Raw genomic sequence first — 19,052 nt, forward strand, 5'->3', positions numbered from 1 at the left:
CAAAAACGCCATCCTTTCCTATGATTCTACAGAAAGAATAGCGTATTTTTTCATTTTAGGGGGGATTTTATTTTGTTAGCTTGATAGCGATGTGGCGGTACCCCTTACTGTAAAGAGATAATAAAGTTATTGAATTTTGTTATGAAATATATAAAAGCCTTGCACATTTTATTGTACTAAGGCTCTTTAAAGTTGTTTAATTTCTATCCATTTAATTGCATTTGCACTCAAAAATTAATAATAAAGTTATTTAATCCTTATTGAACTAAAGCACCTGTTAGTTGAATAATAACAAAATGAACTGACAGGCAACAGATATGGAAATTGGGTTGAAAAAGATATTGATTGTATTTACTTGCTTGATTCGCAAACCGAATTGCTCCTAATTAGCCAGTCTTTGATTAGTTCTTGTACTATTTTACGTTTTTCTATTTGAAGCATATGACCCGCACCATCTAAAATGGAAAACGTAGCATTCGGAAATTTTTCTAGAAGAAAAAAGTGATCTTTATAACCACAGATTGAATCTTGTTTCCCTAGAATGATGAGTACAGGTTGTGTAAGTGTACTTACATCATTAAGCGGTTCTTCAGAAAGAAAATACCCTTTCTCTCTCCAATTTGACATTAAAAAATTTTTATTAGCTAATAATCGTCCAGGTTGGATTTCGTTTAAAAAGTAATTAAGGTTCTCTTTATTTTGATAATTCATTAATGTTTCAAAAGCCATTCTTATATCAGAATCCAATTCTGTTAATAAATCTTCATCTTTTGTAATAACTATTTTTTTAGGAAGATTCCTATCTTTCAAATGAAGTGAAGTGGCCAGCAAACAAATACTCTTTACATTTTTATGTCTATGGTGCAAAATACCTTGTGCCAAATATCCTCCATATGAAAAACCAATAAGAGAAAATGCTTGGTTAGGAATTGTCATATCAATAAAGTTCAAAATATTTAAAAGCATATCATCTGAAGAGTTGAAATTTTCGTCAATTAAACTTCGACCGTGAGCAGGTAAATCTATATATATCCTCTGAAAACCCTGAATCTTATCAAAAATTGGCTCTATCCAAGCTTTCATAGATTTATGGTCTGTACCCATTGAATGCATTATTAATATCGGAAAGCCATTCCCTATGATTTCATAATAAATACTACCCTTTGCAACTAAGCAATTCATTGAAATTTTTCTCCCTATTCATATCAATTTTATCCAACCTATTTTATGTCAACCTACTATGATATAGTTCTGTACTAAGTTGAAAATACCTTTTGACCACTTGATAGAAAGATTTTTAAATAACTTTATTATTCTTTAAATGACTATGTTGTGAATTAAACAACTTTATTGTCATTGTACAATTACCAAATAATTGTGGTTCACCTTGAATAGAAAGAATAACGTTTTTTTACACTTGGGGGTAGTCGGATTTCTTAAGTTGATGGGCATGGGGTAGTACCACATCACCATCAAGCTAAGAAAAGCAAATACCCCCCAAACGAAAAAATAAGCTTTTTATTACAAGTTAGCACAAAATCTCATTGTAGGTAGTTGTATTTTTTTACCAGATAGCAATGTGACGGTACCCCTGTAAGAAGTTCCATTACGGCCTTTTCAAACTCCTCAACGGTAATAGAATAGGCTAAAGATCATCCGTTTTTTCACGGACTTCCCTTATCATAGGAAATACAAAACTATCAAGGACTTTAAAATAACGATGCTCTAAATGATGTTAGATTTTAGCCAATTCTATAATAGATCTCCAAGTTTATAAGTTTAGTGTTTACAAAAATATGGTTTAATTCAATTTTGAATTAAACCATATTTTTGTAAATGCCCCGTTGAAAGTTTACCTATACCGATATAAGGGTTTACATCTCTGAAAATTAAATCTATTATTGAGAGTGGAAAATTAAGTAAGAAGGATGTGGTTCTGTGTCGAAGAAAATCATTGTATCAGGCTGGGAGCTAATTATTCATCTATTGTTGTCGTTTGTCGGTATACTAGCGGTTGGCTCTCTACCAATTCTATTCAAAGGGCTTTCAATAGATATTCCAGAGTATTTTAGTAGTATTTATAAAATTTGCGAGAAGATAATACTACATGCTTCATCTATGCAATATGGTATGAAGATTAAAAAGGATTTGTTCCCACAAATATTTTTTCACTATAAAGAGACGATGGTTATACTCTCAATTTCACTGATTGTTTCATTAATAGTGTCATTTATACTAGTACACGTAATCTTAAGGGTTAACGAAAAATGGCAGAATAGGATTAAAGAATTCATGTTATTTCTTCAATCTTTACCTGACATATTGTTTATTGTTGGTTCCCAATTGTTGGTGGTATGGATATTCCAGAAAACTGGTGTTATGGCAGCACAAGTAGCAGGAATTGGAGACCAGAAGGTGCGACTCTTACCGATTATCTGTTTTTGTATACCTACCGTTATCATGTTTGTTAAGTTCTTACTTCTAAGATTTGAGGATGAGTTGAGAAAGGATTATGTGTTGTTCGCTGCTTCAAAGGGTATGGATCGTCTTCATATTTTAAACCACCATGTACTAAGAAACGTTCTATTAAGTACTTTGTTCTTTGTAAAAGCTAATATATGGTTTATGCTCTCTAACTTATACATAATAGAATCGATTTTCAATACTCTCGGATTCTTTGTTTTTATTAAAGAATACCAAAGTGTTGAGGTATTCACGGTTGGATTAATATTAATTTACTTACCTATATTCTTATTTTTTAAATGTTTCCATTGGTTGGTACCTACTGCGATGAAGGAGAAAATATAATATGTGGAATTATTTAAAACGTGATAAACGGTTCTGGTTAGGTGGTTTATTTTTAACAATATTAATGGTCCTAAGTATAGGAAATACTATTTTTAATGACGGAAATATACATAAGGTAATCCTTCAATATGATAAAACTGGTTATCCTGAAGTGCCTCCATTTCCACCTTCAATGCAATTTTTATTTGGTACCGACAGAGCGGGATACGACTTACTCAATCTGATAATTGAAGGGGCAAAATGGACTATTGGGTTTGCAATCGTAGTAGCCATATTACGCATGGTGTTAGGCGTTATAATCGGTTTTTTACTTGGTGCATATGTTAAAAGAGGGTTTAAAAAAATTGAAGCATTTTTTGATAGTTTTACAATCGTACCAATGGTTATGATTTGTTATTTCATATTATCAGAAGTACTTATTTATGAAAATGGGACGATACCGGCTCCATTTTATCAAAGACTTCTATTCCAATTGGCTGTGATTGTTCTTTTAAGTGTTCCGACTCTATCATTATATGTTGCAAATGAAGTAAGGAAATTGCAAACTGAAGAGTTTGTTGAAGCTGCAAAGATCCTCGGTGGCGGAAAATTATACATTGTTGTTAAGCACATTCTTCCTCACCTGGTTCCAACGTTTATAATAATGCTTATGCAACAATTCGTACAAACACTAACATTGTTGCTTCATTTAGGTTTAATAAATTTGTTTTTTGGTGGAACAGTTCTTTATGGTGATGAGGCTGATTCTGTAACACATGAGTGGACTGGTTTAATTGGGATGTACTATCCTTCTCTATCTGCTGATACTTGGATTCCAATGGTTCCGATAATCTTTTTTAGTTTGACTGTTCTAGCTGCGAATAAAATAACTGATAGTATTCAAGATTCTTTAGAAAGAAACAGAACTGCCAGTATCTCTGTTAAAAATACTAATAAGAGTGTTTTGCAGGTACCTGAAAATGAATTGTTTACATTCAAACATCAAGCATAAACACAGCTTTAATTCTCACTTACAGGGGGTATCATCATATCGCTACCAAGTTAATAAAAAGAAATGCCCCCTAAAATGAAAAAATACGCTATTCTTTCTGTAGAATCATAGGAAAGGATGGCGTTTTTTATGTCTGTTTCTGTGTCTGACGAATTACAACTATTTGCTCAAGAGATTCAAAGTGTCCTATCTCCAAATGCCTTACAGGATCTTGCTAGAGATGTTGGTTTTGTTCAGCGACTGAGTAAATACCAAGCAAAGGATTTAATCGCTTTATGTGTGTGGATGAGCCAAAAGGTTGCTACGACTTCTTTAACTCAGCTATCTAGCTGTTTAGAAGCATCAACTAAAGTGCTTATCAGTCCTGAAGGACTGAATCAACGATTTAATCAGGAAGCTGTTCACTTTTTACAACATATATTAGCCAAACTACTAAACAAAAAATTAGCTTCATCTGTATCGTTTTCCTCTCCCTATACTTCTGCTTTCAAACGTATTCGTATTCTAGATTCAACTGCATTTCAACTACCTAATTCTTTTTCAAGCGTTTATCCAGGTGCTGGAGGATGCAGCCATACAGCGGGATTAAAAATTCAATTGGAGTATGATCTATTAAGTGGACAGTCTTTACATATTCATACAGGTCCAGGAAAACAACATGATCGAACCTATGGTTCTCTGTGTGTTCCAACCGTGAAAGAAAATGATTTGTGTATTCGGGATTTAGGCTATTTTCATCTGAAAGATCTTCAACATATACAAGATAAAAAGGCTTACTATATCTCTCGTATTAAATCAAATACACATATTTATCAAAAAAATCCTAATCCTGATTATTATCAAAATGGAAAACTAAAGAAGAAAACAGAATATAAACAGATAGATATAGAGGCATTAATGATTTCTCTTCAACCAGGGCAAACATACGAAATATCTGATGCTTATGTAGGAATGATTGATAAAGTGCCAGCTCGTGTAATTGTTCATCGACTTACAGAAGAACAGCAACAAAAACGATTACAAGATCAGGCTGTAAGAGAAAAAAAGAAGGGAACAAAGTATTCTGCTCGTAGTAAACGACTAAGCGGTATCAATGTATATATGACAAATACCTCTACAAATATTGTCCCGATGGGACAAGTACATGATTGGTACTCTTTACGTTGGCAAATCGAGATTTTATTTAAAACATGGAAATCATTCTTTCATATTCACCATTGTAAAAAGATAAAACGAGAAAGATTAGAATGCCATTTGTATGGGCAACTGATCGCCATTCTCCTCTGTTCTTCTACTATGTTTCAAATGCGTCAATTACTTCTTATGAAAAAGAAACGAGAGCTGAGTGAATATAAGGCCATATATATGATTAGAGATTATTTTTTTCTTATTTATCAAGCCATACAGAAAGACACCCAAGAATTATCAAAGATTCTCATTCGCCTGTTCAATCTCCTACAGCAAAACGGGCGAAAATCCCATAGGTATGAGAAGAAAACAGTCTTTGATATATTAGGTGTTGTTTATAATTGTACCATGTCTGATAACAAAGCAGCTTAATTCAAAAAAGGAAAACCGTTAGGGTTTATTTCGTATGCAAATCTTTAAAGCATCTACGTATAGACTTTCGAAAAAAAGAAACAATCTTGCTTATCATTGACGTTACACGGGCTTAGCTTGATGGATGTGGCGGTACCCCACATCCATCAACTTAAGGATTTAGACTATTTTTGAAGCTAAAAGCACGTTACTGTTTTGTATCCCACTTTTCTAAACGGAAGTAGAACAATACCCCATCCTCCGTATTGGTTACACCGTATTCTGCAGCATGTAATTCGAATATGTTCTTTACAATCGAAAGACCTAGGCCAGTACCACCGCATACTCGTTTTCTTGATTTATCCACTCTATAAAATTGATCCCATATTTTCTCTATATTTTCTTCTGCAATATGCGATCCTTTATTTTCAAACCCTATATATACGCCATGTTCTTCTTCTATTACCTCTATCACAATCATTCGTCTCGAATCTGTATAACGAATTGCATTCGTAAACAGATTCGTTATCACTTGTTCCAATAAATTAGCCTTTCCCTTCACACGCACATCATCAATATTCATTTTGATTTGCAGTGACTTTTCATCAATTTGAGTGTGTAGATCTTTTTCAGCCTGTTGAATCAAATCCCCTATACTAACTTGCTCCATCTGTATTTGATACGTTCCTGATTCATATTTAGCCAAATTGAGCATCTCATCAATCAGTATATTCATTTTCTCTATTTCTTTTTCTAACGCTTCCCAATAATATTGGTTCATTTCAGGCGCAAGCCCGTCTTGCAACATAGATGCCGATACTTGCGTGACACTGAGTGGTGTCTTCAATTCGTGTGAAACACCTGCAATAAAATCTTTTCTTGTTTGTTCTAATTGCTTTTCTTTTTCTAAATCTTCTTTCAACTGATTGATATACCCTTCCATTCTTTCTGAAAGCTGATTAATATTGGAGGATAGCTCCCCAATTTCATTTTTAGACTTTATAGAAAGCTGGTCTTCAAACTCAAATTCCATGATTTTTTTGGTTGCTTCATTAATTTTCAATAATGGTTTTGTAATGATTCTTGAGTAATAGAAAGCCACAATAAGCGATAGAACCAGCACAAATGCAATAATATATACATAGTAATCACTCATTATATCTGTTGCTTTTGTAATTGGCTGTAGAGAAGACAATGAATAAATAAATTCTTTCACTTGTCCATCTTTTAATATTGGTTTAATGGTTTCTAAATACTTGATTCCATTTATACTAATCTCGTTTTGTACCCATTCTTCTCCGTTTAATTTCACTTTATCGGTAATCCACTCCGATTGAAATTGTAAAATACGATTTGCAAACACTTCGTTACTATATAATGTGTTATCAATTTTTGAATTGAAGTAAACTGGGAAACTTATTTCTTTTACAATTCCTTCTAAAAAATAATATTTTTCGCTTTCTTCTTTTGAAAAAATCTTCATCCCATTTTTAACACCTGACATCATGATTTTGTCTATTTGATAATAGGTAGGCGAGACAAACCCTCCATCATAACCTTTTATTTTTAATGTTGTAGGAATAACTATGTCTTTATTTGACCCTTTACTTGCAGTATCCATAATAGCTATTTTGGTCGTCTTATTAATTAAACTTGTAATTAAAATACTGAAATTAGGATCCATATCTTTCTTTGCATTAATTAAATTATTAAATACAACTTTAGATGTTCGACTTGGATCATTTTTATTTATCGCTTTTATATAATAATCTCCTGACGGTAATTTCTTAATATTTGCTGCTTCATCAAGCCTTGCAATCATAATGCCTTTCTGATTTTCATATGAGAGTTCTTTACTCTGCAGTTTATTTTCATCCTGTTTATAAGCTTCATAAAATGTATTATACTGTTGTAATTGCTTCTGAACATGTTCTTTTTCTTTATCTATATACAAGTAATTCATCACATACATTTGTCCAAAAAATATAACAGCAATAATCATACAGCATAATAAAAACGTTAGAAAAAACAATTGAAAAACTATTTTCTTTCTCATCTTCTGTCTACCTCGAATTTATAGCCCGTTCGAACAACAGTTGTAATATGTTTTGCCCTGTCGCCTAGCTTCACACGTACATTACGCATATGTGCAGTTAATGTTTTATCATCTCCAACATAATCATATCCCCAAATGTTCGTAATTAACGTGTCCCTTGTCAATACTTGCTCCTTATGCTGCATTAACGATAGTAAAATTTCAAACTCTGTATGTGTAAAATCTACTTTTTTTCCATCTATAGAAACAGAACATGCCGATTTATCTAAATAAATACCACATAAATCAATGCAGTCCTGGAATTGTACAATTTGAGTTGTCTCTTTGAATAAACGCTTTGCTCTCGCTAGTAAAATAGCTGGTTTAAATGGTTTTGTTACATAATCATCGGCTCCTAGTTCAAACCCAAGTAATGTATCATCCTCATCACTTCGAGCTGTTAATAGGATAATAGGAACAGTAGAGTTCTTACGAATACGTCTACACACTGACCATCCATCCATGACTGGGAGCATAATATCTAATATAATTAAATTGATATCATCATGTGCAGTAAATAATTCTAATCCTATTCGGCTATCCTCCGCTGTTATTACTTCATATCCATCATGAGAGAAATATTGTGCTACCGCCTCTCTTATGATTTTTTCATCTTCAATAATCAACACTTTTTTCATATAATTCTCATCCGATCTATGCTTATCTATATGGAAATGGTCATGGCTTGCCTTCCCATTTGAACCCATGATTGTTCAAAATCATCTCGATTAATCGCTATATGTTTCTCTGTCTTTAGCGGATCATTAATATATACATATTGGTCATCATAATTTGTCACTACGACACTATGCTGATGATATGTCACTTTCATTTCCCCTTCGTATGTTCTCCATGTATAAAATTGATCATCGGGTAACAGTTTAAAACGAGCATTTGTTAATACCCATACAGGGAACCCTTGATCTATCGCCTCATAGATTTGCTGAGGTTCTTTGTGGCTTAAATCCTTCACTTTTTCTTCTGGGACATATAACTTTGCCAATTTTAAAATCAGTTCCACATATACACCTAATCCAGGTTTATCAAAAGTAGCCATATTCCCGATAAACCCTTTATGCATATTTCCCTTCAAACCATTTCTCTGAAATGGTACATGTTTTATTTTTGAAGCAAGCTCCATCTTGTCGACTTGCGCACCTGAAAACTGTAGTACCATTGCAAGGCTCGTTACTTCACAACCACGCATCAATTCTGGCTTTTGTAAAATCAGTGGAACATCCAATGGCCTTGCAATTTCTTTCTCTTGTCCTATAGGCACATTTTCATTTTCAACTACCACTTCATTGGCGGATTCTACAGATACATTACGCTTTTCTTCTACTTCTAATCTTTGCTTCACTTCATTTGCTAAGGCACGTTGTTTATTAGTAATTGTAGGGCTATCATTATTTGACATCTCAATACTTGTACCTAACACCACTAGAGTGAATAAACAGAATATTGTCGTTCTAATTTTATTCATGAGTATCTCTCCTTATTACTTTCTAAGGAGAGTTTAATTTGTTCATATCTATATAAAATCATATTTATAGAAAGACAAAGTAAAATTTATATCAAGATTATATAAAAACGACTCTTACACGTATTAATCGTATGTGTAAAAAATCGTGCTATCGATATGCAATATTTACTATTATGCATTGAACCATTTCATCACACATCATGAATTCAAAAACAGGGAAAAAATGCAAGGGAAACTCCTACAATTTTTAAGAAAAAATTCACCTACTTACAATAATGTAGTTTGCTTAATATGTTTAAAATTCACACGGTATACTTTTCATATCTGGATTGAATACAAAAGTACCGATTCAAAAGTCATACATAAACGAAACGTTTACTCGTCTAATTTAGACCAAATCCATACATCAGCATTATTTTCGTGTTGATTATTTGCTTGTTCAACTTTTTCTATATGATTCGTAGTATTCCAGCTAATTAAAGTTCCATCCCATCCTCCATATTGATTTCACTGATTCTTTTATAAATTTAATTTCTTAATACATACATCGCCTCACACGAGATTGATATTTACTAGTACACGATAACCGGTTCATAAGTGCTTAAATTATCATACACATTTTTTGCAATACTAGGAGAAAGGTTAACACATCCTCCCGATCCTCCAGTTAAATAGGCATTATTTGCCCAGTTTGTTCGCCAGCCAGCATCGTGGAATCCTTGACCGCTATTTGTGAATGGAACCCAGTAATTTACTTTAACTGCATAATCACCTTTACCTACTGCGCTACCTTTAAGTGTATACGGTGATCGTTTATAAAGAACGTACCACACACCTGGTGAAGTATCTTCACCCGTGCTATGTTTCCCAGTTACTACATTTGTTGTAACTGCTAATTTTCCATCCTTGTAAATCCAAATTTGTTGCTCTGCAATTGAAATTTCCACATACGTGTCTCCGATGCCATTATTCGATGTTGTTTCATAGCCGATCCCTTCCTTCTTCCAACCATTTCCGTGAATATTAGAAGTAGAAAGTGATTTTTCGCCTTTCTCAAAGCCTTGTTGAATTTGTTTTGTTTCTTTTTCAACATCCAGTGCCCAGCCATAGCCTTGTCCTTTTACTGATATGACCGCCCCAGAATGAGTTTTAAATGTAAAATCTTTATTTAATGTTGATTTAGCATTGTTAATTTCAGTAACCTTGTTCTTAATATTGCTCACATCGATAGTAACTTTCATATCCTTTGACATAGAGGCATTTTGAATTAAACCTTTCGCTTTTAAAGGATAAACTTCATTCTGCACTTTATAATCAACGGACTGCTGAAGAAGATTTTGTAGTGCTTTCTCCTCTTTTTTGATAATCGGATCGTCTTCTTTAATAGGCTGTAAGTATGCAGACTTCAAATGAATTTCGCTTTTATGCTTCTGCTTGTCGTAATCTTTCAGTAAACTCATAATGTCATACTGTTTTCCTTCAACGCTTTTGGAGATAACAACTTTGCTTTGTTCAAGCTTCGCCATGGCATCTTGAGGCGCTTTTAATTTTTTATTCATAGAGATGAGCTTTTCTTCTACAAGTTTTTTCATCGTTTTACTACGATATTGTTCTGCCTTTTCTGGTAACAATGAATAATTCTTTTCCTTTGAGGAAGGGACAAGTGTCCACTGGCTTTTTAATAGTTTCTTAATTTGAGGCAAATCTTTTTCTGCAAGTTCCATTTTTGTCTCTTTTTCATCTAAAATTTGTTGTTGGTCTACATAGACTTTGTTTGCTAGTCCAGATGTTTTTAATTTCTGTATTGCCTGATCAGCGCTCAGACCACTGACTTTTTTGTCGTTAATCGTAACATTCGAATTGAAGTGAGTTGCCTGATAACAAATCATTCCCCCAATGAGAAGTGTGATTATACCACCAACCACTGCAATAAACTTCCAATTTGTAAAACATTCGCTTGATCTTACTCTTTTTTTATCAGCTTCTTCAACTGACTCATTTATTCTATTGTTGTTCATCAATCTTCCCCCGTTTACACCAAAGTCAATAGATTTTAAACTAAAATCATTGACTAATGTACCTTATTGTTCTTAAAATTCCATTATTTTTGACCGGATTTTATCGCAATTAATTGATCTAATTTAGACTTTTAATAAACGACACATAAAAAATGATAGATAAATTTTTCATTCACACTAAATAGTCTTATATAAGTAATAAATCATTATAAATAGTGGCCCTACTCTATGCCTGAAAATCTAGCAGAACAAGTTTCCCAAAACGATAAATATGAAATTCGGTGCCATAAAAAACTCAACTTTTCCATTTAGGGAGACTTAAAGTTTTAACTTGATAGCTACGGTCTCCCATCGCTATCAAGTTATTTCATACTTTAAAAATAGTTCCCAATTCCATGTCTTTCTACAGTATTCATTCAGATTACTGCCTTAAGTCAATTTGGTTCTACTTCCTTATTACATAGTTTTAGTTTGCATACTTCTCCTGATTATTTTTTAAATTAAAATACGCATCTAAAACCTCTTTACCAATTATTGAATTAACTTTATTGCCTTTGTCATTAATTATCCATGGGACAACAACAGAAAATGCCACCTCTGGTTTATCATATGGAGCGTACCCTGTTAAAGTTAAATTATAACAACGAACACGATTGCCTTCCTGATCCTTACCAACACTATTATCATCACCGCCATAAACTGTTTGTGCTGTCCCAGTTTTACCAGCAGGCTTATAAGGAAGGTTTTTGAAAGTACTCACACCAGTTCCGTCACCTTCTTGAAATACACGTCTAAACCCTTCCTTTACTCGATCTATATATTCTTTTTTCATATCTACATGGTTCAATACAACTGGTTCCATTGATTTCACAATTTTACCAATGTCTTCAGTTTTTGTAGTTTGTTCTCTAATTTCCCTCAAAATTTGTGGTTTCAATCGATTTCCTCCATTTGCAATAGTAGAAACATACTGTGCAAGTTGCAAAGGAGTATACGTATCGTACTGTCCGATAGCTAAGTCTAGCAAGAAACCTGGTTGATAATTTTCTTTTTTCATTATTCCAGATGTTTCGTTTGGGAGGTCAATTCCAGTTGGAACCCCTAATCCGAATTGCCCAAAATAATATCTCATTTTTTCAAATGCACTTGCCTTTATATCTAATGAGCTATTTGGTACGTAATCTATTCCTGCTATTTTTAATGCCGTATTAAACATATAGACGTTAGAAGAAACTTGTAAGGCTCTTAAATCATCAACAATCCCAAAATCTTTCCAAGATTTCTTCTCCTTTGTCCCTTTAAACTTCATAGGCGCATCATTAAAGTTTGTACCAGGTGTAATAGCCTTCGTTTCAAATCCCGTTAACACTGTGGCACCTTTTACAGTTGATCCAAGTTCATATGAGCTCGTCATCGTACCTAAAGCATAATCAGCTATTTCTATGTTCCGATCTTTCTTCCCTAATTTTTTACCCGCCATAGATAATACTTCTCCAGTATTCGGATTCATCATCACTACAAATGCCCGATCTAAAAGAGGCTCTGACCCCTTATAAGCTTTTAATTGCTTTTCAAGAATTTCTTCTACCGCCTTCTGTAATTTCATATCAATTGTCATAATTAAATTATTGCCACTTTTCCCTTTAGAAATCGTTTCCGTTTGAATAACATTCCCTTTTTTATCAGCAACATTCTTAACTTCTCCCTTAGTTCCATGTAGTACGTCTTCATATCGTTGCTCGATATAACTCTTTCCCACACGATCATTGCGATTGTAATCACGAACTAAATAGTAATCTAAATTTTCTTTTGGAAGCCCCTCTTCAGTACTTGTTATATTACCTAGTACAGAACGGAATAATTCACCATTTACATAATTACGTTCCCAGTCAATAGTTGCATCAATACCTGGAAATTCCGATAAGTTTTCACTAATTGTAGCGTATTCTTTCTCAGATACATTTTTCTTTATAATTTGTGGTGTCATTTTATAACCTGAATTCATTCTCCCTTTAATATTTAATATCTTTAAGTCTTGTGGACTTAATTCACTCAATTCCTCTGCTGTGACGCGTCCTCGTCTCAATTCATCTATTTTCTTATCAAATTCTTTTCCTTCAATATTTTGTTTACGTAGATTTTCTTCATCTTTTTTTGTAATCTTTTTTTTCGTTTTTTCCTTGTTTAACTGCATCCAGTAATCTTTTTTGTCTGTTTCAGTCAACCTATTTATATCTTCTTCTGTTATTTCAAGTATTTTCGAGAGCTTTTTTGCTATTTTTAAGATTTCTTCAGAAGTGATATCTTTCCCCTTTGTATACGAAATGGTACGAACAGCAGTATTATTAACCACTTTCTCACCTTCCCTATCAAAAATTTGACCACGTGGAACAGAAGTACTAACCGTCGCATTTTCTTGCTTTTCAACTGCATTCTTATAACCCTCCCCGTCAACAATTTGTACTTTTCCAAGCCGAATGATAATAGCTGAAAATGATAAAAAAATGCACAAAAATAGTATATTTAACCTTATAGATACCTTATTTTTTTGTAATGTTTTTGATTGCTTCATATTAATCTCCTTTTAATACTCAATACAATGAACTAATATCCTTAAAAAATCCCCATCACGTAACCCAAAAGTATTTCCCCCTGCATTTACATTATGTCTACAATAACTATTTGAAAATTTTCCAATAATAAAATTTCCATACTCACTAGATAAAAACATATGCAACAGAAAACAACATAAATTTTATATAAAGATTATATAAAGATGTATATTTCAAGAAAAAATTTAGGGTGTAAATTCATGTGAAAAATAAATATTTAATACGTAGAATTTATATAAAAGTTCTCAACAGACTGATTTTTTTATATAAATCTGTTTATTCCAAAAATGTATAATTGTAACATGCGAAATAAAAGTTATACGTTGATTAAAGATATTGTCGTAAGTAATAATGTAATTCAAGAAAAATTCAAAACACATAGCCATCATTATTTAAAGTTTAAGCTCTTTAAAGTATAAATGTATTAGTATATTTGAGCTTTAGTACATTGAGACCCCCATAGTTTCTATGTACTAAAGCTATTTTTACAGTTAAGAGTTAAAAATCTATCTTTAGTACATTCTATACTTATCAATCGTATTATGAAAAATTGTTAAAAATAATGGAACACATCATTCAAAATGATCACAATAACATATAAAGGTGGAGAGAACGTTGGATTTTCGAGACTTAAAAATTTTTCAAACCGTAGCAAGAGTTCAAAATATTACCGCAGCTGCACGAAACCTTAATTATGTACAATCAAATGTAACAGCGCGCATTAAACTGCTAGAACAAGAGCTAAATACATTGTTGTTTTATCGACATGCTCGGGGTATCACATTAACTGGTGATGGACAAATATTTCTTAAGAAAGTTAATAAATTGTTAAAAGAATTCGAAGAATTACAAAATACGTTTACAGATGATAATAATCCCACAGGTCTTCTCAATATTGGAACTGTAGATACTGTTCATCCCTTACCAACCATTTTGGCCAGCTATCATAAACAATTTCCTAATGTAGATATCTCTTTAAAAACTGATGTTAGTCAACGTCTGATCTTAGACATCCTAGAATTTAAGCTAGATGGTGCTTTTGTAACAAGTCCGATTCAAGATTCTTCTTTAGAACAATATAAGGTAAGTACGAAGACACTTGTTCTATTTTCAAATCGTCCTACATTTGATATACAAGATTTGAAAAATGAAACATTTTTAGTGTTTAGCCCCGGATGTGGCTATCGTTTTGTTTTAGAAAAATGGTTGAAAGATGAAGGAATTCTTCTTAAGAAAATTATGGAGTTTAATATGTTAGAAATGATTTTACATAGCGTATCACTTGGTCTAGGCATTACGGTTCTTCCAGTTACAGCTCTAACTTTTTTCTCAAACATTCCCAATATTTATTGGCATGAAATACCTGAACAATATGGGAAAATTGAAACAACATTTGTTAGAAATAAGGATATGGCTTTGTCGCTTACTATGAGAAAATTCATAGAAAATATACAGAGTTTATAGTAAATATCTATAAATAATAATATTTTTATAACAAATATGACTTCCTTCACACATTTCAATTGAAACATATTCCTTTGCGATTTCTTCTAAACTTCTCATTCCTATAATTGATTTGAATAATTTACGGAAAATAACCGCAGTTGATGGTGACCTTCTTTTTGAAGCGATAAAAAAATTAAATGGTACCGCAGGTACCACCTTACTGTTAATAAGATTAGTTCGGGCTGATAATGCTTCCAATTAAACAAATTCTCCTTTTCCATACTGATCACGCACCCTTTCTAGAGTAATAGTATCAGTATGTCCAAGATTTATAGATTCATTGCAATTTTCTCGAAGTTTTTGCACCAGAACCCCTTAAAATACAATATTATTCGAAATTATTCTATTAAAAGTAAAATACAAATCAGTTACTTTTATAGCTATATTGATTTATAATTTTATGAATGAAAAAAGCACTCTTTCGAGTGCTTTTTCTAATACTGCATAAAAAATTATACTTTTCCACTCTTAAAACATATTGTAAATAAAGTATACTAACTATCTCAATTGAAATTATATAAAGGTATAAAAATGTAATTTTATTTAAACAAATCTATTTTTAAACGACAAAGAAATTTTATATGAGTTAGTTTAAGCTAGTCTCTTTCTAAAATTTTATCGAGGTATTTATTTAGAGAAATATTAAATACTTCTTTAAGAATCTGCTGATATTCTTCTTCATTTATAGTTCGTTTACTTTTTTGGCCTTTTCTTGTTTCTGTAAAACTTTTTTTAGTAAGTGAAATATGTCCATCTTCAATTAATTTGCAGACAATGTATCCTTTGTTAAAAGGTGATTCGGGGTGCTCTACAATAATATTTTGTATAGCATTTACTTTGTTTGTATCTATTTCATCTAATGAAAACGCAAACCCAGTGCACCATGTATTAGTAGGTTCAGAATTAAGGAATTGGGCACTCTCCCCATCTTCTCCTTTTTTCAATTCTAGTAGGTAAGTTCCTTTTTCAGTATTCTGTTTACGAATACGATATTTTCCCGTTTGAGATGAGATCACTTCAGCACTAAATGGAACTGGGTGTAATGGAAGATGTGAGGCAAGCCCCCCATCTATAATATATTTCTGATTATTATAATTTAAAATAATAATCACATGTCCATCGTCAGGCTTCCACTTATCACCACCTAAATCGTAGACCGTACCAGATATACGATAGACATCAAATCCACAATCAAGTAAAAAATAATATAATACGGTATTGAGCTCGTAACATAGTCCTCCGCGTTGAGTTAGGAGTAATTTTTCTTGAACATTTTTTCTAGTAATTTTCCGGATATTTTTGTTCATAACGTCTAAATTTTCATAAGATATTACATATGCCATTTGCTGAAGAATTTCATGTAAATTTTCAAAGCTTACATCTTCTTTCGGAGATATCTGTAACCGTGAGAAAAATTTTTTTTGTAAATCAGTCAACATTGTATATAACCTCCCATTTATAGAAAATTTAACCATCGAACACAATGATACACTAAATAAATATATAATCAAGTGTAATAAAAACAAATCAAGTTATTTTATGGCTTGTTTTTACATAAGAAGCCTCACCATATCAAAAAAAGAAAATTGTAAGCTTAGACATAATTCAGGCAAATTTTCATTTTCTATTGATGTTCTTCTTATTTACAGGGCAATTAACTTTTACTGGCTAATTTTTTAATTTCTGGAAAAATATACTTATTTATCCCTTTTCTCATATAGTATCTTTAATAATCATTTATGAAAAAGGCGAAAACAATACTATTGGTTTTATCTTCCCTTGTTGTTAAATACAGCAATGGTATCCCTGATAGAGTTTTATACTACTTAAATATGAGATTAAAAAATTAATTTTAAAAGAAAAGAGAACCCATATAGGCTCTCCTTCCTTGGCATACTTACAACATGGAGAATGTTGAGACAACTCTTTCAAAACTTTATTAGGGGAAAGTTTTAAAAAATGTACTCACAATAACCTTTACATAAATGTAATATATAGTAAATTGATATAAAATTTTCTAATTATTCGTAACTTTCTGCCGCCTCTTATAACCCTTGTCCTACAAGAAAGTACTAATGTATCGCTATTAAGCTAAAAAAACAAATATCCCCAAAAAGAAAAAACAAGTTAAATTACCCATAGATAACTATCTTACAATCAATTACATCCTTATTTTTTGATATCAAACAATAAAGATGTAATGTTTAAAGGGGGATTCAGATTGGTTAAAAACTGAACTTTACAAATAGTTATTTTAATACTTGGTGTAAGTTCTTCTGTATTAAGTAAGAACGGATACTTTTCTCCAGTTATAGAATGGTCTTTACTGATTATAAGTATTATTATAATCATTACTGCAGTATAGGTTGATTACTACACGTCTTTGTATATCAACCTTAATATCTTTCCATTTTCGCTAAATTAGCTAATAGAAACTCCTCTGTTATTCAATTTAGAAGTGATATAATTAAATAAACGATACCCTCCATGAAATTCATATTAAAAATAACCGGTTATGCTCAGACCGAGGACATGGATGCAGGAGGTTAACCGATGACACAAGTACAAATACCCAACCAACGAGTAGAAAAAAAGCGCAACTTCAAATTAGTTAAGTTTACAGGGATTGCTGTTTTGATGATTGTTCTAATCACGGCTGCATTCACCATTTGGACACCTCAGCCAAGCATTTGGGTGCTCCAAATGCTTGGCAGCAAGAATAATCCTGAAAATTATGGCTCCCACCCATCCGATTTGCCGGCTCTTATGAAACAAACTCGGGTTCTCTCTGACATCTCATATCCATCCAAATACCAAGAAAATAAATTGGACCTTTACCTCCCTCAAACTGATTCGAAACCACTGCCTGTGATTATCTTTATCCACGGTGGAGGCTTTATTAATGGAGACAAGTATATGCCTGCGGATTATTCAAGGGCGCTTGCCTCGGAAGGATTTGCTGTAGTATCCATGAATTACGAGTTAGCGCCAGGGGCCACTTTGTTTGATCAGACGAAGCAGGTCGGCGAGGTATTGTCTTATTTGCAGCAGTTAGCTCAAAAATACCCCTTGGACCCATCGCAGGTGATCTTGGCCGGTTCCTCAGCGGGAGCTTTCTTGGCCGGGGAGTTTGCCCTGATCCAAACCAATTCCGAATATGCAAATCTCGTGGGAGTCCCGCAATCCGTATCGACGAATACAATCAAGGGCTTATTACTATATAGCGCCCCCTACGATATTACAGCATTTCAGCATAGTGATCTAAAGCCCGTGCAACAATTCATAATCAAACGTATGGGCTGGGGCATTTTGGGTGATAAGAACTGGATGGACAATCCGAAGTTTGATGTCTTAAATCTGTCAAAGTATATCACTAAAGACTTCCCACCTGCATTTGTAACCGACGGCAACACGAATTCATTTGAAACACAAGCCAGGACTTTCTTCGCTACACTTCAAGAAAAGGACGTCCCAGTTACTTCTTTATTTTTCAATCCCAATGAGATAAAAGCTGGTCACGGCTATCAGTTTGATATGGCCTCTCCAGCGAGTATACTTAGTCTGAAGCAGACAAAGACGTTTCTGAAGGGGATCACTTCCTCTAACTAATCTTTGAGGTATTTGCCCGATCAATCTGTTTTATAAAAATCATATTCTTATATTAAAAGAGCAACTCCATTTTGATCAAACTTTATTCTAAAACTACAACCTTCAAATAAAATAATTATATTTGAGGTAACACCACATCGCCATCGAGCTAAAAAAATGTATCTATAAAGCGAATAAATACGCTATTCTTTCCTATGATTCTACAGAAAGAATAGCGTATTTTTTCATTTTAAGGAAATTTAGTTTTGTTAGCTTAATAGCGATGGGGCGGGACCCCTTTAATCATTTAGGGCCACTTTCTTACTTTGATTTGTTGCTTTTGCAGTTGCGATATATACCCCGATTAATACAAATATCATTCCGATTATTTCTTTCCAGCTCATGATTGAAC

Annotated in this window: 12 protein-coding genes and 1 pseudogene; 5 read left to right on the forward strand and 8 right to left on the reverse strand. The window is 32.8% G+C overall.

The window, feature by feature from the left end:
* Positions 1-351 precede the first annotated feature (351 nt).
* Complete coding sequence (locus tag ABH957_RS28760; protein ID WP_201034166.1) at positions 352-1,182, reverse strand: alpha/beta fold hydrolase; 831 nt, start codon at positions 1,180-1,182, stop codon at positions 352-354.
* Positions 1,183-1,938: 756 nt separating this feature from the next.
* Here ABH957_RS28760 and ABH957_RS28765 point away from each other — a divergent pair.
* The 3 genes from ABH957_RS28765 to ABH957_RS28775 all read left to right on the forward strand — a co-directional run bounded on the left by ABH957_RS28765 (position 1,939) and on the right by ABH957_RS28775 (position 5,359).
* The gene (locus ABH957_RS28765) at positions 1,939-2,808 is read left to right on the forward strand and encodes an ABC transporter permease subunit (RefSeq protein WP_002205056.1); all 870 of its coding nucleotides are present in this window, start codon (positions 1,939-1,941) and stop codon (positions 2,806-2,808) included.
* A 1-nt stretch (position 2,809) separates the two neighbouring features.
* Positions 2,810-3,799, forward strand: coding sequence for an ABC transporter permease (locus tag ABH957_RS28770; RefSeq protein WP_002205055.1), 990 nt, complete (start codon positions 2,810-2,812; stop codon positions 3,797-3,799).
* Between the two features lie 129 nt (positions 3,800-3,928).
* Entirely contained in the window at positions 3,929-5,359 is a 1,431-nt protein-coding gene (locus tag ABH957_RS28775; protein ID WP_404512830.1) for an IS4 family transposase, read from the forward strand.
* Positions 5,360-5,546: 187 nt separating this feature from the next.
* Here ABH957_RS28775 and ABH957_RS28780 read toward each other — a convergent pair whose 3' ends face one another.
* The 5 genes from ABH957_RS28780 to ABH957_RS28800 form a co-directional block, all read right to left on the reverse strand.
* The gene (locus ABH957_RS28780) at positions 5,547-7,394 is read right to left on the reverse strand and encodes a sensor histidine kinase (protein WP_404512832.1); all 1,848 of its coding nucleotides are present in this window, start codon (positions 7,392-7,394) and stop codon (positions 5,547-5,549) included.
* The gene (locus ABH957_RS28785; protein ID WP_404512834.1) at positions 7,391-8,071 is read right to left on the reverse strand and encodes a response regulator transcription factor; all 681 of its coding nucleotides are present in this window, start codon (positions 8,069-8,071) and stop codon (positions 7,391-7,393) included. Before ABH957_RS28785 ends, ABH957_RS28780 begins: the two co-directional genes overlap by 4 nt.
* Positions 8,072-8,097: 26 nt before the next feature.
* Complete coding sequence (locus ABH957_RS28790) at positions 8,098-8,916, reverse strand: C39 family peptidase (RefSeq protein WP_404512836.1); 819 nt, start codon at positions 8,914-8,916, stop codon at positions 8,098-8,100.
* A gap of 572 nt (positions 8,917-9,488) precedes the next feature.
* Positions 9,489-10,934 (reverse strand): L,D-transpeptidase family protein, encoded by a 1,446-nt coding sequence (locus tag ABH957_RS28795; RefSeq protein ID WP_404512838.1) that lies wholly within the window; start codon positions 10,932-10,934, stop codon positions 9,489-9,491.
* Positions 10,935-11,400: 466 nt separating this feature from the next.
* A complete protein-coding gene (locus tag ABH957_RS28800; RefSeq protein ID WP_078178670.1) occupies positions 11,401-13,506 on the reverse strand; it encodes a peptidoglycan D,D-transpeptidase FtsI family protein in 2,106 nt (701 codons plus the stop codon).
* 655 nt (positions 13,507-14,161) lie between these two features.
* On the opposite strand from ABH957_RS28800, the gene ABH957_RS28805 reads away from it, so the two are divergent.
* On the forward strand, positions 14,162-15,010 hold the full coding sequence (locus ABH957_RS28805; RefSeq protein WP_078179259.1) for a LysR family transcriptional regulator: 849 nt from the start codon (positions 14,162-14,164) through the stop codon (positions 15,008-15,010).
* 161 nt (positions 15,011-15,171) lie between these two features.
* On the opposite strand, the pseudogene ABH957_RS28810 reads toward ABH957_RS28805, so the two are convergent.
* Both ABH957_RS28810 and ABH957_RS28815 read right to left on the reverse strand, forming a co-directional pair.
* Positions 15,172-15,273, reverse strand: a pseudogene (locus ABH957_RS28810) (IS6 family transposase); the annotation flags it as partial.
* Positions 15,274-15,648: 375 nt separating this feature from the next.
* On the reverse strand, positions 15,649-16,491 hold the full coding sequence (locus ABH957_RS28815; RefSeq protein ID WP_404512840.1) for an arylamine N-acetyltransferase family protein: 843 nt from the start codon (positions 16,489-16,491) through the stop codon (positions 15,649-15,651).
* Between the two features lie 1,114 nt (positions 16,492-17,605).
* Here ABH957_RS28815 and ABH957_RS28820 point away from each other — a divergent pair.
* On the forward strand, positions 17,606-18,661 hold the full coding sequence (locus ABH957_RS28820) for an alpha/beta hydrolase (protein ID WP_404512842.1): 1,056 nt from the start codon (positions 17,606-17,608) through the stop codon (positions 18,659-18,661).
* Positions 18,662-19,052: the final 391 nt, after the last annotated feature.

It is taken from the genome of Bacillus sp. RC242 (assembly GCF_044908245.1).
Classification (GTDB): domain Bacteria; phylum Bacillota; class Bacilli; order Bacillales; family Bacillaceae_G; genus Bacillus_A; species Bacillus_A mycoides.

Excerpts from the sequence above, each read along its gene's own strand:
- ABH957_RS28760 (WP_201034166.1), bottom strand. The coding sequence starts at position 1,182 with ATGAATTGCTTAGTTGCAAAGGGTAGTATTTATTATGAAATCATAGGG.
- ABH957_RS28770 (WP_002205055.1), top strand. The coding sequence starts at position 2,810 with ATGTGGAATTATTTAAAACGTGATAAACGGTTCTGGTTAGGTGGTTTA.
- ABH957_RS28775 (WP_404512830.1), top strand. The coding sequence starts at position 3,929 with ATGTCTGTTTCTGTGTCTGACGAATTACAACTATTTGCTCAAGAGATT.
- ABH957_RS28780 (WP_404512832.1), bottom strand. The coding sequence starts at position 7,394 with ATGAGAAAGAAAATAGTTTTTCAATTGTTTTTTCTAACGTTTTTATTA.
- ABH957_RS28785 (WP_404512834.1), bottom strand. The coding sequence starts at position 8,071 with ATGAAAAAAGTGTTGATTATTGAAGATGAAAAAATCATAAGAGAGGCG.
- ABH957_RS28790 (WP_404512836.1), bottom strand. The coding sequence starts at position 8,916 with ATGAATAAAATTAGAACGACAATATTCTGTTTATTCACTCTAGTGGTG.
- ABH957_RS28795 (WP_404512838.1), bottom strand. The coding sequence starts at position 10,934 with ATGAACAACAATAGAATAAATGAGTCAGTTGAAGAAGCTGATAAAAAA.
- ABH957_RS28800 (WP_078178670.1), bottom strand. The coding sequence starts at position 13,506 with ATGAAGCAATCAAAAACATTACAAAAAAATAAGGTATCTATAAGGTTA.
- ABH957_RS28815 (WP_404512840.1), bottom strand. The coding sequence starts at position 16,491 with ATGTTGACTGATTTACAAAAAAAATTTTTCTCACGGTTACAGATATCT.
- ABH957_RS28820 (WP_404512842.1), top strand. The coding sequence starts at position 17,606 with ATGACACAAGTACAAATACCCAACCAACGAGTAGAAAAAAAGCGCAAC.